This window comes from Pseudoxanthomonas sp. JC1303 (assembly GCF_058448525.1).
This window is the reverse complement of sequence record NZ_CP185958.1, coordinates 2,531,766-2,547,479: the sequence shown is the minus strand read 5'-3', so window position 1 is coordinate 2,547,479 and position 15,714 is coordinate 2,531,766. Positions and strand designations below refer to the sequence as shown.

General features: G+C 69.2%; 13 protein-coding genes. All 13 read right to left on the bottom strand.

All coding sequences use genetic code 11. From position 1 onward, the window contains the following. Positions 1–309 precede the first annotated feature (309 nt). Positions 310–1,575: a cell division protein FtsZ gene (gene ftsZ, locus ACORQU_RS11355; RefSeq protein WP_491641285.1), complete on the bottom strand. Its 1,266-nt coding sequence runs from the start codon at positions 1,573–1,575 to the stop codon at positions 310–312. A gap of 127 nt (positions 1,576–1,702) precedes the next feature. After that, positions 1,703–2,938, bottom strand: a complete 1,236-nt coding sequence (gene ftsA, locus ACORQU_RS11350; protein WP_271647212.1) for a cell division protein FtsA — start codon at positions 2,936–2,938, stop codon at positions 1,703–1,705. Further along, positions 2,935–3,735 carry a cell division protein FtsQ/DivIB gene (locus ACORQU_RS11345; protein WP_271647213.1) on the bottom strand — a complete coding sequence of 267 codons (801 nt, stop codon included), beginning with the start codon at positions 3,733–3,735 and terminating at the stop codon, positions 2,935–2,937. The genes ftsA and ACORQU_RS11345 overlap by 4 nt, the downstream gene beginning before the upstream one ends. After that, positions 3,732–4,706 carry a D-alanine--D-alanine ligase gene (locus tag ACORQU_RS11340; RefSeq protein WP_491641284.1) on the bottom strand — a complete coding sequence of 325 codons (975 nt, stop codon included), beginning with the start codon at positions 4,704–4,706 and terminating at the stop codon, positions 3,732–3,734. The genes ACORQU_RS11345 and ACORQU_RS11340 overlap by 4 nt, the downstream gene beginning before the upstream one ends. Then, positions 4,703–6,157: a UDP-N-acetylmuramate--L-alanine ligase gene (gene murC, locus ACORQU_RS11335; protein WP_491641283.1), complete on the bottom strand. Its 1,455-nt coding sequence runs from the start codon at positions 6,155–6,157 to the stop codon at positions 4,703–4,705. The genes ACORQU_RS11340 and murC overlap by 4 nt, the downstream gene beginning before the upstream one ends. After that, positions 6,154–7,203 (bottom strand): undecaprenyldiphospho-muramoylpentapeptide beta-N-acetylglucosaminyltransferase, encoded by a 1,050-nt coding sequence (gene murG, locus ACORQU_RS11330; protein ID WP_491645078.1) that lies wholly within the window; start codon positions 7,201–7,203, stop codon positions 6,154–6,156. Before murG ends, murC begins: the two co-directional genes overlap by 4 nt. Positions 7,204–7,271: 68 nt before the next feature. After that, the gene (gene ftsW, locus ACORQU_RS11325) at positions 7,272–8,573 is read right to left on the bottom strand and encodes a putative lipid II flippase FtsW (RefSeq protein WP_491641282.1); all 1,302 of its coding nucleotides are present in this window, start codon (positions 8,571–8,573) and stop codon (positions 7,272–7,274) included. Next, positions 8,573–9,658 carry a phospho-N-acetylmuramoyl-pentapeptide-transferase gene (gene mraY, locus ACORQU_RS11320; protein WP_271647217.1) on the bottom strand — a complete coding sequence of 362 codons (1,086 nt, stop codon included), beginning with the start codon at positions 9,656–9,658 and terminating at the stop codon, positions 8,573–8,575. The genes ftsW and mraY overlap by 1 nt, the downstream gene beginning before the upstream one ends. Further along, on the bottom strand, positions 9,648–11,045 hold the full coding sequence (locus ACORQU_RS11315) for a UDP-N-acetylmuramoyl-tripeptide--D-alanyl-D-alanine ligase (protein WP_491641281.1): 1,398 nt from the start codon (positions 11,043–11,045) through the stop codon (positions 9,648–9,650). The genes mraY and ACORQU_RS11315 overlap by 11 nt, the downstream gene beginning before the upstream one ends. Further along, positions 11,042–12,628 (bottom strand): UDP-N-acetylmuramoyl-L-alanyl-D-glutamate--2,6-diaminopimelate ligase, encoded by a 1,587-nt coding sequence (locus ACORQU_RS11310; protein WP_491641280.1) that lies wholly within the window; start codon positions 12,626–12,628, stop codon positions 11,042–11,044. Before ACORQU_RS11310 ends, ACORQU_RS11315 begins: the two co-directional genes overlap by 4 nt. After that, a complete protein-coding gene (locus ACORQU_RS11305) occupies positions 12,625–14,514 on the bottom strand; it encodes a peptidoglycan D,D-transpeptidase FtsI family protein (protein WP_491641279.1) in 1,890 nt (629 codons plus the stop codon). Before ACORQU_RS11305 ends, ACORQU_RS11310 begins: the two co-directional genes overlap by 4 nt. Continuing rightward, entirely contained in the window at positions 14,511–14,774 is a 264-nt protein-coding gene (ftsL, locus tag ACORQU_RS11300; RefSeq protein WP_271647221.1) for a cell division protein FtsL, read from the bottom strand. The genes ACORQU_RS11305 and ftsL overlap by 4 nt, the downstream gene beginning before the upstream one ends. After that, positions 14,771–15,709 carry a 16S rRNA (cytosine(1402)-N(4))-methyltransferase RsmH gene (rsmH, locus tag ACORQU_RS11295; RefSeq protein ID WP_491645076.1) on the bottom strand — a complete coding sequence of 313 codons (939 nt, stop codon included), beginning with the start codon at positions 15,707–15,709 and terminating at the stop codon, positions 14,771–14,773. The genes ftsL and rsmH overlap by 4 nt, the downstream gene beginning before the upstream one ends. Between the last annotated feature and the right edge of the window lie 5 nt (positions 15,710–15,714).

Sequence of the window (15,714 nt, the reverse complement as noted above, 5' to 3'; positions counted from 1 at the left end):
CTGAATCTGTACGGAAGAGGACAGTAACTCAGCCCGTCCTCCGCGGTCACGTGAGCGCTGCCTGCCGGAAAAATCCGCCGGGCCAGATGAAGTGGCCCGGCGGAAAGGCATGGACATGTCACGGTGTTGCGATGGGAGGCGGCGACCGTGAGGGGACGGCCGGCCACGCTCCCCGGTTCGATCAGCCAGTCTGGCGGCCAGCGGCGAGCGGCCCGCCCGCGAGGTGATGCCTCGCAGGCCGACGAGCGGCCGGCCGCGGAAGCCCCGGTCGCGTCGTCTTGGCGTCCACCTGTTCCGCCATGGACGGCATCAGTCTGCCTGGCGGCGCAGGAACGCCGGGATGTCCAGGTAGTTGTCCGGCAGCTCGGCCACCGCGGCACCGCCATTGCCACTGGCCGGGGCCGAGGATTCGCTGGCGTTGCGGCGCAGCCCCAGACCCTGGGTGGCACCGGCCACCGGATCGGCCTTGGCCTGGGTGGTGTTGGGCATGGCGACCGCATCGACCGGCAGGCCGGTGGTGGCATCGCGCACCAGCTTGATCGGCGCACGCACCGGCTCGCGCTGGTAGCTGCCGCCCAGGTCGGCACCGCCACGCACCGGCTGGCGCACGGTCGCACGGTTCAGGCCGGTGGCCACCACGGTCACGCGCACTTCGTCCTGCATGTTCGGATCGAGCACGGTCCCGACCACCACGGTGGCGTCTTCGGAAGCGAAGCCTTCCACGGTGCGGCCGACCTCGTCGAACTCGGCCATGGTGAAGTCCGGGCCAGCGGTGATGTTGACCAGGATGCCGTTGGCACCGGCCAGGTTCACGTCGTCCAGCAGCGGGTTCTGGATGGCGGCCTCGGCGGCGGCCTGGGCGCGATCGTCGCCGCGGGCGGCGCCAGTGCCCATCATGGCCAGGCCCATTTCGCTCATCACGGTGCGCACGTCGGCGAAGTCGACGTTGATCAGGCCCGGACGCACGATCAGGTCGGCAATGCCCTGCACCGCGCCCAGCAGCACGTCGTTGGCCGCACGGAACGCCTGGATCATGGTGGCGTTACGGCCCAGCACGGTGATCAGCTTCTCGTTGGGGATGGTGATCAGCGAGTCGCAGTGGGCGGAGAGCTCCTCGATGCCCTTCAGCGCGACCTGCATGCGGCGACGCCCCTCGAACGGGAACGGCTTGGTGACCACGGCCACGGTCAGGATGCCCATCTCCTTGGCCAGCTGTGCCACCACCGGGGCTGCGCCCGTACCGGTGCCACCGCCCATGCCGGCGGTGATGAACACCATGTCGGCGCCCTCGAGCACCTCGATGATGCGATCGCGGTCTTCCAGGGCGGCCTGACGACCGACCTCCGGGTTGGCGCCGGCGCCCAGCCCCTTGGTGACGTTGCCGCCCAGCTGCAGCTGCTGCTTGGCGCCGCAGTTCTTGATCGCCTGCGAGTCGGTGTTGGCGGTGATGAATTCCACGCCATCCACGCTGGAGCTGACCATGTGCGCCACGGCGTTGCCGCCGCCGCCGCCCACGCCGATGACCTTGATCACCGCGTTGGGAGCCATCGTTTCAACCAGTTCGAAATGTGCCATGTCCGTTGTCCTCATTCTTATGTGGGTAAGTCTTGGTGGTGTTGCTGGGTGACGCTCAAATCCCGTGGTTTCTCTCCTGCCTCACGCACAGCGCGCCCTCACGCTGGCGTCGTGCCTCATGACCGCGCTAGAACTCGCCGCGGTACCAGTTCTTCAACTTCTTGAAGAGGCTGCCGGCCTTGCCCGTGGGCAGGCTCGGACGCCTCGGATGTTCGATCTGGCTGCCCATCAGCAGCAGGCCCACGCCGGTGGCGTGGACCGGATTACCGACCACCTCGCCCAGCCCGGTGACGTGCTGGGGGATGCCGATGCGCACCGGCATCTGCAGCATTTCCTCGGCCAGCTCGACCACGCCTTCCATCTTGGAAGCGCCGCCGGTCAGGACCATGCCCGCGCGCACCAGCTCTTCGAAACCTGAGCGGCGCAGCTCGGCCTGGACCATCTCGAAGATCTCCTCGTACCGCCCCTGCACGGCCTGGGCCAGCGAGTGGCGCGGCATGCGACGCGGCGGACGATCGCCGACCGATGGCACCTGGATGCTTTCCTCGGCGGTGGCCAACTGGGCCAGCGCGCAGGCGTAGCGGACCTTGATCTGCTCGGCTTCGGGTGTCGGGGTGCGCAGCATGTGCGCGATGTCATTGGTGACGTGATCACCGGCGATCGGCAGCGAGGCGGTGTGGCAGATCGCGCCCTGCACGAACACCGCCAGGTCGGTCGTGCCCGCGCCCATGTCGACCAGGACCACGCCCAGTTCGCGCTCGTCGGCGGTCAGCACCGCCACCGAGGAACCCAGCGAGGACAGGATCAGGTCGTCGATCTGCAGCCCGCAGCGCTGCACACACTTGGAGATGTTGGCCGCGGCCGACTGCGCGCACACCACCAGGTGCGCGTGCACCTCCAGGCGCACGCCGGTCATGCCGACGGGATTGCGGATACCTTCCTGCGAATCATCCAGCACGTACTCGCGCGGGATGGCGTGCAGGATCCTCTGGTCGGCCGGGATGGCCACGGCCTTGGCCGCCTCCAGCACGCGGTCCAGGTCGTTCCAGGTCACCTCGCCATCGCGGATCGGGACGATGCCGGGCGAGTTCTTGCATTGCACATGCGCGCCGGAGATCGACGCGTAAACGCTGCGGATCTCGCAGCCGGCCATCAGCTCGGCCTCTTCCACCGCGCGCTGGATCGACTGCACGGTGGACTCGATGTCCACCACCACGCCGCGCTTGAGGCCGCGCGATTCATGGCTGCCGATGCCGATCACCTCGATCGGGTTGCCTGGCGAATATTCGCCGACCAGCGCGGTCACCTTGGAGGTGCCGATGTCCAGTCCGACGATCAGGGATTTGTCGCCCTTGCGATTCATGCGTGGATTGCCTGCTGTGATGCGCGCCGGGCCGTGGCGAGCTGACGGCGCGGCGCGGCGATGCTGTAAGAAATGGGGGTACTGGCCGCATCGGCGGCCGGCTTGGCATCGCCCCAGGTCAGGGCGAAGCCATTGGTGTAGCGCAGGTCCGCACGCTGCAGGACGCGGGGGTCGCCCAGCAGGCGCGGCAGCAGGCGGGCAAAGCGTTCCAGGCGCGGGCGCGCGTCGGTGCGACCGATCACCACGTCCAGCCCGTTATCGAAGCGCAGCGACCAGCTCCCGCGCGCGTCCATCACCAGCGCCTCGACCTTCAGGCCCATGGGCGCGAACAGCTGCCCGGATTCGTTGTAGAGCGAGACGACCTCGGTGACCTGCCCGTCCGGCCCGCCCAGCTGCGGCAGCGCGCTGGCATCGACGTTGCGCGGAACCAAGAACAGCGCGCCGTCGGTGGACAGCAGCCGATCGCTGTCCCAGCGGGCGAAGGGGGTGTGCTCGACCACGCTGACTTCCAGCACATCGGGCCAGCGCTTGCGCACCTGCGCGCTCTCCACCCACGGCAGGCGCTCGACCGCATCCTGCGCGCTGCGCAGGTTCACCGCGAAGAAGCCCTCGTGCGCATAGGGCAGCAGCACGGTACGCAGCAACTTCGGATCCACGCGATGCAGCTCACCGGTCACCCGCAGGCGCTTGAGCGGCCAGCGGTCGGCACCGATCCAGCCGTTGAACACGGCCACGACCGGCAACGCCACCAGGGCCAGCGCCAGGATCCAGGTCAGCATGCGCAGCGCGTTGCTCATGCGGCGTCGCGCTCCAGGGTCGATTCCAGGATGCGCCAGCACAGGTCTTCGAAGCCGATGCCGGCCTGGCGCGCGGCCTTGGGCACCAGCGAATGACTGGTCATGCCCGGCGCGGTGTTGACTTCCAGCAGGAAGAAGGCACCGCTGGTGGCGTCGCGCATCACATCCACGCGCCCCCAACCGCGGCAGCCCGCCGCATCGAAGGCAGCCAACGCGATGCGGCGGATCTCGTCCTCGGCAGCGCCCTCCAGCCCCGGGCACAGGTACTGGGTGTCCTCGGCGATGTACTTGGCGTCGTAGTCGTACCACGCGCCCTTGGGCACGATGCGGATGGAGGGCAGCGCCACACCATCGAGGATGCCGACGGTGAGCTCGTCGCCCACCACCAGCTGCTCCATGAGCAGCTCGCCGTCATAGCGCGCGGCAAGCGCCACGGCCTGGTCCAGCTGCGCGTCTTCGAACACACGGGTCACCCCGACGCTGGAGCCTTCGTTGGCCGGCTTGACGATCACCGGCAGACCCAGCTGCGCGGCGGCGGCATGCACATCGGCCGCGCGCGCGGTCGAGGCCAGGCGCACATAGCGCGGGGTCGGCAGGCCCAGCGACAGCCAGACCTGCTTGGTGCGGACCTTGTCCATGCTCAGCGCCGAGCCCAGCACGTCCGAGCCGGTGTAAGGCACGCCGAAGGCGGCCATCAGGCCCTGCACGATGCCGTCCTCGCCCCCGCCGTTGTGGCCGTGGAGGATGTTGAACACGCGGTCGCAACCGCCACCGGCCAGCAACTGCGCCAGCGCTGGGATGCCATCCACGGGAAAGGCGTCCACGCCGCGCGAACGCAGGGCTTCGAGCACATTCGCGCCCGAATTCAGCGACACCTCGCGCTCGCTGGAGGTGCCCCCCATCAGCACGGCCACGCGGCCGAAGGTGGCCGGATCGGTGCAGCGCGACGGCGGAAAGGCCGGCTGCGTCATGCGCCCTCACCTTCGGCGGCAAAGCCCTGCGCGGCGATCTGCTGGGCCATGTGGCCGATATCGCCCGCGCCCATCATCAGCAGCAGGTCACCATCCTGCAGCACGTCGGGCAGCACGCGCGGCAGGTCGGCCACCTGGCCGACCACGACCGGCTCATTGCGGCCGCGCGCACGGATGGCGCGGGCCAGCGACTTGGCATCGGCACCGGCGATCGGCGCCTCGCCGGCCGGATAGACCTCGCTCAACACCAGCGCGTCGACTTCGCTCAGGACCGCGGCGAAGGCATCGAACTGATCGCGCGTGCGGCTGTAGCGGTGCGGTTGGAAGGCCACGACCAGGCGCTTGTCCGGCCAGCCGCCACGCGCGGCGGCAAAGACGGCGGCCAGCTCCTTGGGATGGTGGCCGTAGTCGTCGATCAGCTGCACGGTCGCGCCCTTGCCGGTCTCGATCGCGCCCAGGTCGTTGAAGCGGCGGCCGATGCCGGAGAAATTGCGCAGCGCCGTGGCGATCGTGCCCGGCTGCACGCCAAGCTGCCAGCCCACCGCCGCGGCGGCCAGCGCATTGAGCACGTTGTGGTGGCCGGGCAACGCCAGGGTCACGCCGACCGACACGTCCTCGGGCAGGCACAGGGTGAAGCGCATGCGCCCGCCCTCCTGGGCCACGTTCTCGGCGCGGATATCGGCGTTGTCCGACAGGCCGTAGGTCATGACATGGCGCGGCGTCTCGGCGGCCAGCGCGGCCACTTCCGGGTCATCGATGCACAGCACGGCCAGACCGTAGAACGGCAGGCGCTGCAGGAACTCGGCGAACGCCGCCTGCACCCGGGCAAAGTCGTTGCCGTAGTTCTCCAGGTGGTCGGCATCGATGTTGGTGATGACCGCGATCAGCGGATTCAGACGCAGGAAGCTGCCATCGCTCTCGTCGGCCTCGGCCACCAGCCACTGACCATCGCCCAGCTTGGCATTGGCACCGGCCGAGAGCAGCTGGCCGCCGATCACGTAGGTCGGATCCAGGCCGCCTTCGCTCAGGATCGCGGCGGTCAGGCTGGTGGTGGTGGTCTTGCCATGGGTGCCGGCCACGGCGATGCCGCGGCGGAAGCGCATCAGCTCGGCCAGCATCATCGCGCGCGGCACGATCGGGATGCGCTGGCTGCGCGCTTCCATCAGCTCGGGGTTGTCGGCCTTGATCGCGCTGGAGACCACCACGCAGTCGGTGCCCAGCACGTTGGAGGCGTTGTGGCCGCGCATCACGCGCGCGCCCAGTGAGGCCAGGCGCTTGGTGGCGGCATTCTCCGAGGCGTCCGAGCCGGAGACCTCATAGCCCAGCGTGCACAGCACTTCGGCGATACCGCTCATGCCCGAGCCGCCGATGCCGACGAAGTGCACGCGGCGGAAGGCCTGTGCCAAGTTGCCGGTGTTCTGCAACCGGCGTTCACGCGCCGCGGAAATCATGCGGCTTCCTCCAGGATGATGTCTGCGATGCGTTCGGCCGCATCGATGCGGGCCAGGCCGCGTGCGGCGATGGCCATGTCCATGCAACGCTGCGGATCGGCCGAAAGCTGGGCCAGCACGCGCTGCAGGTGGACGTTCAAGGTGTCGTCCTGCTTGAGCAGGACGGCGGCGCCATGCTCGACCAGGTACTGGGCGTTCTTGGTCTGGTGGTCGTCCACCGCCGCGGCGAAGGGCACCAGCACGCTGCCCACGCCCACGGCGCACAGCTCGGCCAGGGTCGAGGCGCCGGCGCGGCACACCACCAGGTCGGCCCAGGCATAGGCCTGGGCCATGTCGGCGATGAAGCTTTCCACGCTCGCCGGCACGCCGGCCTGCGCGTAGGCGGCGTCGGCCTCGGCGCGCAGCTTCTCGCCGCACTGGTGGCGCACCTCGGCCGGCAGCTTGAGCGCGGCCAGGGCCTGGGGCACGGCGATGTTCAGCGCACGCGCGCCCTGGCTGCCGCCCAGCACCAGCAGGCGCAGCGGCCCTTCGCGTCCGGCCAGGCGCTCGGCCGGCGGCGCGATGGCGGCGATCTCCGCGCGCACCGGGTTGCCGACGGCTTCCTCGCGCGTGGCGAAGCTGCCCGGAAAACCTGTCAGCACCCGACGGGCGAACCTCGACAGGGCCTTGTTGGTCATGCCCGGCGCGCGGTTCTGTTCGTGCACCAGCAGCGGCCGGCCCTGCAGCCTGGCGGCCAGCCCCCCCGGACCGGCGGCATAGCCACCAAAGCTGATCACCGCGCGTGGGGCGCGCTGGCGCAGGACGCGGGCGGCGGCGTTCACCGCCGACAGGATGCGCAGCGGTGCGCCCAGCAGGGCGGCCGCGCCCTTCCCGCGCAGGCCCTTGACCGCAATGGTGTCCAGCGGGATGTCGTACTGCGGCACCAGGCGCGTTTCCATCTGCCCGTCGGCGCCCAGCCAGGTGACCGCCACGCCGCGCGCGCGCAGCACCTTGGCCACCGCCAGTGCGGGGAAGATATGGCCGCCGGTGCCGCCGGCCAGGATCATCACGGGATGCTCCTGTTGAGTCCCCGCACAGGGATGTGCGGGCTCTTGCGCGGGATTCGCATGAACGTTCACCCGATCCTCTCGAAGGTGGGTTCGATCCGCGAGTTCAGACGGCTGGTGCCGCGCGAGGTCGGCTTCACCGTGGCCGCGGACGGCGTGGGCTCGCTGGCGGTCTGCGCCGGAGCACTCTCATCGCGCTGTTCGCGCGGCTCCATGCCACGGACCAGTGCGACCTGTTTCTCGGCACGACTCAGTTCATAGGACACGCGCAGCAGCAGGCCCATGGCCGCACAGGTCATCAGCACCGACGAGCCGCCGGAAGAAATCAGTGGCAGGGTCAGGCCCTTGGTCGGCAGCATGCCCAGGTTGACGCCCACCGACACGAAGGCCTGCATGCCGATCCACAGCGCGATGCCGAAGGCGATGTAGCCGGCGAAATGGCGGCGCATCTCCACGCAGCGATAGCCGATGTACAGGGCGCGACCGACCAGCAGCGCGTACAGCCCGATGATGGCGCACACGCCGACGAAGCCCAGTTCCTCGCCGATCACCGAAAAGATGAAGTCGGTATGGGCCTCGGGCAGATAGTTGAGCTTCTGCACCGAGCTGCCCAGGCCCACGCCGGTCCACTGGCCACGGCCGATCGCCATCAGCGCGTTGGACAGCTGGTAGCCGGAGCCCAGCTGGTCCTTCCAGGGGTCCAGGAACGAAGTCACCCGGCGCATGCGATAGGGCTCGAACACCACCAGCGCCACCAGCGCCGGCAGCAGCGCCAACACCGGCATGGTCATGCGCGGCAGGTTGGCGCCGCCCAGGATCAGCATGCCGGCGGTGATGCCCAGCAGCAGCGTGGACGAACCGAAATCCGGCTGCAGCAGCAGCAGCGTGATCAGCACCAGCACCACGCCGATCGCCTTGATCAGCGCCGCCCAGGTCGCATTGACCTCGTCACGGAAGCGCACCAAGTAGCTCGCCAGCCACACGATGTAGAGCACTTTGACCGCCTCGACAGTCTGGAAGCGGGTCACCACCAGGTTGACCCAGCGCCGCGCGCCATTGACCGTGCTGCCCAGGCCGGGAACGAACACCACCACCAGCAGCGCGAAGCAGCCGAGCAGCAGCAGGCGGTTGTATTTCTCGATGGTCTTGAGCTCCATCCGCATCGCCGCGTACGCCAGCCCCAGCCCCAGTCCGAGGAACAGCACGTGGCGGCTCAGGTAGTAATAGGGCGTGCTGGCCATGGCGATGGACGCCGAGGCCACCATCACCACGCCGACCGCCGCCAGCGCCGCCGCGGCGGTCGCCAACCAGAAGTCGTACTGCCCATCGATCGATTCCAGGCGCATGGCCTGTTTGCGGAAGTCGTTCATCAGCGCACCTTCAACGTGGCCAAACCGACAAGGACCAGGATCACGGAGATGATCCAGAACCGCACGATCACGCGCGGCTCGGGCCATCCCTTGAGTTCGAAGTGGTGGTGGATCGGCGCCATGCGGAACACGCGCTTGCCGGTCAGCTTGAAGCTGGCCACCTGGATCATCACCGAGAGCGTCTCGATCACGAACACGCCACCCATGATCACCAGCACCAGCTCCTGGCGCACGATCACCGCGATCGTGCCCAGCACCGCACCGAGCGCCAGCGCGCCGATGTCGCCCATGAACACCATGGCCGGATAGGTGTTGAACCACAGAAAGCCCAGCCCGGCGCCGGCGATGGCCGCGCAGATGATCACTAGTTCACCGGCGCCCGGCACCTGCGGAATCTGCAGATAGTTGGAGAACACCGCGTTGCCCGAGGCATAGGCGAACACCGCTAGCGCGCAGGCCACCAGCACGGTGGGCATGATCGCCAGCCCATCCAGGCCGTCGGTCAGGTTGACCGCATTGGAGAAGCCGACGATCCAGAAATAGGCGATGGCGATGAAGCCGAAACCGGCCAGCGGCAGCGCCACGGCCTTGAACAGCGGGATGTAGAACGTGGTCGCCGCGGCCACATCGGCGGTGTGCCACAGGAAGATGCCCGCAGCCAGGCCGAAGATCGACTGCAGCAGGTACTTCCAGCGTGACTTGAGCCCGTTGGGATCGCGCTTGACGATCTTGATCCAGTCGTCGTACCAGCCGATCACCCCGAAGGCCACCATCACCGCCAGCACCAGCCACACGTAGCGGTTGCGCAGGTCGCCCCACAGCAACGTGGCCATCAGCACCGTCATCAGGATCAGCGCCCCGCCCATGGTCGGCGTGCCGGCCTTGGAGAAGTGGCTCTGCGGGCCATCGGTGCGGATCGGCTGGCCGCCCTTGAACTGCGCCAGCTTGCGGATCACCGCCGGACCCAGCCACAGCGACAGGAACAGCGCGGTCAGCGCCGCCAGGATCGCGCGCAGGGTCAGGTAGTTGAAGACCGCAAAGACCGAGTCCAGTTGCCGCAGCCAGCGGGCCAGTTCAAGCAGCATGCGCGGTGCCTCCCGTGGATTGCGCGGGCGCGGCGGGCAGCAGCGCGGAAACGATGCGGTCCATGGCACTGCCACGGGATCCCTTGACCAGCACGCGCACCTGCGCGGCCGGATCGATGGACGCCAGATCCCTGGCCAGTGCCTGGGCCAGCGCGGCGTGGGTGTCGAACGTTCGCGCGCCTTCGCCGTAAGCCTGCGCGGCGTGCGCACTCAGTTCGCCCAACGCGTATAGGCGGGCGATGCCGGCCTGCCTGGCACGCAGGCCGGCGGCGGCGTGCAGCGCGGGGCCTTCAGGTCCCAGCTCGCGCATGTCGCCCAGCACTAGCCAGCCCTGCCGCGTGGTGGCCGCCAGGGTGTCGATGGCCGCGGCCAGCGAGCCGGGATTGGCGTTGTAGCTGTCATCCACCAGCACCGCACCGGACGGCAGCGTCTGCGCCACCTGACGGCCGGCGACCGGACGCGCGGCGGCCAGCCCCTCGACGATGGTGGCCAGCGCCACGCCGCAGCCCAGCGCCAGGCCCGTCGCGGCCAGCGCGTTGCGCACGTTATGGCGGCCAGGCAGAGCCAGGGTGACTTCGGCCTCGCCCTCCGGCGTGACCAGCACGAAGCGCGAGCCCTCTGCGCCGGTGACGACGTTGCGCGCGCGGATGTCGGCGCTGCACTCCAGGCCGAAGCGCAGCACGCGACGCCCCGGCACCAGCCCGGCGAACACTTCAACGAAGGCGTCATCGGCATTGATCACCGCCACACCGTCGGCGGGCAGCGCGCTGTAGATGGCGCCTTTGGTCCGGGCCACGCCCAGCAGGCTGCCCATGCGCTCCAGGTGCGCGGCGGCGATGTTGTTGACCAGCGCCACGTCCGGGCGCGCGACGTCGGTGAGGTAGGCGATATCGCCCGGCTTGCCGGCGCCCATCTCGTAGACGGCGTATTCGGCCGTGTCCGGCGCCTCGATCACCGCCAGCGGCAGGCCGATCTCATTGTTGCGATTACCTGGCGTGGAATAGGTTTCGCCGGCGCGCTGCAGGATGGACAGCACTAGGGACTTGACGCTGGTCTTGCCATTGCTGCCAGTGATCGCCACGACCTTGCCGGTGCGATCGCGCTGCAAGCCGGCAGCCAGGCGGGCGAGCGCCAGCTGGGGATCGGACACGAGGATCTGCGGAAGGTCGCTGTCCACGGCGCGCTCGACCAGCAGCGCGCTTGCCCCCTGCCTGGCGGCTGCGGCGACGAAGTCGTGCCCATCGAAACGCTCCCCGCGCAGCGCCACGTACAGGCTGCCGGCGCGCAGCGCGCGGGTGTCGTTGGACACCGCATCGACGGTGGTGTCCTCCCCATGCAGATCACCGCCTGCCAGGTGGGCGATCAGCGACAGCGGGAGTCGGTTCATCCGTGCTCCTCCGCATCCTGCGGACGCAGGACTTGCACATCCGTGTGCGGCATGCGCGCCTCCAGCGCGGCGCGCGCCTGCACGGTGTCGTCGAAGGGATGTCTGATGCCGTGGATCTCCTGGTAGGGCTCATGGCCCTTGCCCGCGATGAGCACGATATCGCCGGCCTGTGCTTGGCCGACGGCCTCGGCGATGGCCCGGGCGCGATCGCGCTGGACCTCGAAGGTCGCCTGGCGTGGTGCTCCTTCGCATCCTGCGATCGCACCACTTGTGCATCCCTGCACGGCGAACCCCGCCACGATGTCGGCCACGATCGCGTCACCATCTTCGGTGCGGGGGTTGTCGTCGGTGACGATGACCACGTCGGCGTGGGTCTGCGCGATCCGCGCCATCTCCGGCCGCTTGCCGCGATCGCGATCGCCACCGCAACCGAACACGCACACCAGGCGCCCGGTCAGGTGGCCGCGCAGGCTGGTCAGCGCCTGCTCCAGCGCGTCAGGCGTGTGTGCGTAGTCGATCACCACCAGCGGCTGGCCGGCGTGGCCGCCGAGGCGGTTCATCCGGCCATGGATGGGTTGCAGCTGGGCGAGGACCTGGGCAATCCGCGCGGTCTCCACGCCGGTGGCATGCAGCACACCGGCCACCGCCAGCAGGTTGTCGGCGTTGAAACGCCCCAGCAGCGGCGAGCGCACTGGATGCGCCTGGCCATCGATCACCAGCTCGAAGGCGATCCCCGCCGCGTCCAGCGCCAGATCGCATGCCTGCACGGTCGCGCCAGCCGCAGCACGCGTGCTGACCCCGACCAGGCGCGCTCCAGGCGCCAGCTTGCCCGGCAGGGTCGCGCCAAAGGCATCGTCCAGGTTGACCACCGCCGCCTTGAGCCCGGCGCGCTGGAACAGGCGCGCCTTGGCCGCACCGTAGCCGTCCATGTCGCCGTGGTAGTCCAGGTGATCGCGGGTGAGGTTGGTGAACACCGCCACGTCGAAATCCACCGCGTCCACCCGGGTCTGCACCAGGGCGTGCGAGCTGACTTCCATCGCCACCGCCTGCGCGCCGGCGTCATGCAGTTGGGCCAGCAGCGCATGGGTCTGCAGCACCAGCGGCGTGGTGAACCCGGTCGGCTGCACCTGCCCATACAGGCCGGCGCCGAGGGTGCCGATGCTACCGCCGGAGGTGCCCAGCAGGTGCCACGCCTGGCCGAGCAGCTGCACAAAGGAGGTCTTGCCGTTGGTGCCGGTGACGCCGACCACGGTCATCTGCCGCGAGGGATGGCCGTAGAACGCATCGGCCATCGCACCCAGGCGACCACGCAGGCCGGGTACGGCGATCGCGTCGGCCGGAGCCGGCAGGGTCGCTGGGGCTGGCGGCTCAAACAGGATCGCCGCCGCACCCGCCGCACGCGCCTGGTCGACGAAGCCCAAGCCGTGCCAGGTCGAGGCGCTGTTGTCGACCGGCCCGATCGCCACGAACGCATCGCCGGCATGCACGCTGCGGCTGTCCTGGGTCAGCCCATGCACGACCAGGCCCGCCGGGATGGCGGGCACGTCGGGCAACAGCGCGGACAGGGCCACGGCGCGACTCATTCCAGGCTCCTGGGCAGCGCCGGTTCTGCCGCGGCCTGGATCGGCGCCGGCAGTGGCTTGGGCAACGGCTCGGGCTTGCGCGTCGATCGCTGGGCCTGCGCCGGGCGCTTGGCTTCGTCCTTGGCCTGCTTGGCCAACCAGGCGTCGATGTCGTCCGGCGGCACGTCCATCAGGCGCAGCGCGCCCTGCATCACGTTGTGGAAGACCGGTGCGGAGACCAGGCCACCGTAGTACTTGCCGGCCTGCGGGTCGCGGATCACCGTGACCATGGCAAAGCGCGGATGGGTCGCCGGCACCAGACCGGCAAACAGCGCGGTGTACTGGCCAGCGCGATAACCGCCGCCCCCTGCAATGCGCGCGGTGCCGGTCTTGCCGGCCACGTGGTAGCCCAGGATGGCCGCATCCTTCGCACCACCCTTGGTCACCACCGTCTCCATCATGGCGATGACTTCCTTGGCCACCTTGGCCGGGATGACCTGCTCGCCCTCGGCTCGCATGCCCTTGACGAAGGTCGGCGTGACCAGGCGACCGCCGTTGCCCATGGTCGCGTAGGCGCGGGCGATCTGCAGCGGCGACACGTTCAAACCGTACCCGTAGGCCATGGTGGTCTTGGTGGTGCCATACCAACCCGGCGTTCCCGGCTGCGGCACCGTGCCGGACGCCTCGCCCGGGAATCCGCTGTGCGGCTTGCTGCCATAACCAAAGGCACGGATCGTCTTGTAGAAGGTCTCGTCGGGGATCTTGGCCACGATCTTGGCCGCACCGATGTTGGAGCTGTGGGTGATCACCCCCGTCACGTCCAGCACGCCGTTGTTGCGGGGGGTGTCGTGGATGGTGAAGCCGCCCGGCAGCGCCATGTAGCCCGGATTGGTGTCGATCAGCGTGGCCGGCGTGACCACGCCCGCGGCCAGCGCGGTGGAGACGGTCAGCGGCTTCATGGTCGAGCCCGGCTCGACCAGGTCGGTCACCGCGCGATTGCGGTGCGCGTCGGGCTTGCCCAGATCCTGCGCGTTGGGGTTGAAGGTGGGCAGGTTGGCCATGGCCAGCACTTCACCGGTGGCCACGTCCAGGATCACCACCGAGCCGCCGGCCGCCTCGTTCTCGTCCACCGCGCGCCGCAGCTCGCGATAGGCCAGGTACTGGATGCGACGGTCGATGCTCAGGGTCAGGTCGTTGCCCGGCTGGGCCGGCGTGACCAGGTCCAGGTTCTCCACGATGTGCCCGGCGCGGTCGCGGATGACCCGCTTGCGCCCCGGCTTGCCGCGCAGCCAGTCGTCGAAGGCCAGTTCCAGGCCTTCCTGACCCCGGTCATCGATGTTGGTGAAGCCCAGGATGTGGGCCATCGCCTCACCCTGCGGGTAGAAGCGCTTGTACTCGCGCTGCGAATACACGCCCGGCAGCTCGTGGGCCAGGATGGCCTTGGCCGCATCCGGGTTGATGCGGCGCTTGAGATACATGAACTCGCGATCGGCACGCTGGCTGATGCGGCGGGTCAGGTCGTCGACCGGCTCGCCCAGGGCCTTGGCCAGCTCCGGCAGGCGATCCGGGCTCTTCATGACCTCCTTGGGATCGCACCACACCGATTCGACCGGCGAGGACACCGCCACCGGCTCGCCGTTGCGGTCGGTGATCATGCCGCGCGAGGTCGGGATGGCGATCTCGCGCATGAAGCGCGCATCGCCCTCCTTCTGATAGAAGTCGCTATTGATCAGCTGCACGTAGGCCGCGCGGCCGATCAGGCTGAACGAGCACAGCGCCATCGCGCTGGTCACCAGGACCAGGCGATTGCGCAGGTTGAAACGCGCCCGGTTGCGGTTGCGCGGCAGCGGACCGCGGCGCTCGCCGTCGCGGTTCAGGATGCGCTGGAGGGCCTGGCGCAGGTTCATGGCCGGATCACCACCACGTCCTCGGTCTCGGGCGACTTCATGCCCAGCCGGTCGTGCGCGATCTGCTCCACGCGGGTGCTTTCGGCCACGGTGGCCTGCTCCAGCTGCAGGCGGCCGAACTCGATGTTGAGTTCATCGCGGGTCTTGTCCAGCGCGTTGAGCTGCACGAACAGCACCCGGTGCTGATGGCGCGCGTAGACCACCGCGATGGCGGTGGCGACATTGGCCAGGATCACGATGATCAGCAGGGTGCGGATCATGCCGCGGCCCCTAGCTTTTCAGCCACGCGCAGCACCGCACTGCGGGCGCGCGGATTGGCAGCGGTCTCTTCCGGCGTGGCGCGCAGGGCGTCGCCGACGATCGCCAGGGTCGGGGTGAAGTCCTGCGCCACCGGCAGCCGGCGGTTGCCGGCCGGCGCCTTGGCGTGTCCGGCGATGAAGCGCTTGACGATGCGGTCTTCCAGCGAATGGAAGCTGATCACGGCCAGGCGGCCGCCGACCTTCAGGCGTGCCATCGCGGCGTCGAGGCCAGCCTCGAGGTCGGCCAGCTCGCGATTGATGTGGATGCGGATGCCCTGGAAGCTGCGCGTGGCCGGATGGATCTTGTCTTTGCCGCGCGGCATGACGCTGGCGATCAGCTCGGCCAGTTGTGCGGTGCGGGTGATCGGCGCCTCGCCGCGGCGCGCGACGATCGCCCGGGCGATGCGCCGGCTCATGCGCTCTTCGCCGTACTGGAACAGCACGTCGGCGATCTCGGCCTCATCGGCCCGGGCCAGCCACTGCGCGGCGCTCTCGCCTGCTTCCGGGTCCATGCGCATATCCAGCGGGCCGTCCTTGCCGAAGGAGAACCCACGCTCGGCCACGTCCAGCTGCGGCGAGGACACACCCAGATCCAGCAGCACGCCATCCAGCCCATCGGCCGTGGCGTCCCACTGCGCCAGCTCGGCAAAGCTGCCGCGATACACCGACACGCGCGCATCGCCGTCGAAGACGGCATGGGCGTGCGCGATCGCGTCGGGATCCTTGTCCATCAGCAGCAGCCGGCCTCCCGGGCCGAGATATTGCAGCACGCCGCGCGCATGGCCGCCGCGGCCCAGCGTGCCGTCCAGATACGTTCCGTCCGCCTTCACCTGCAGCCCGTCCATGACCTGCGCAAACATCACCGGAAGGTGGCCGGGCTGCGCCTCGGGGCGCATCCGGG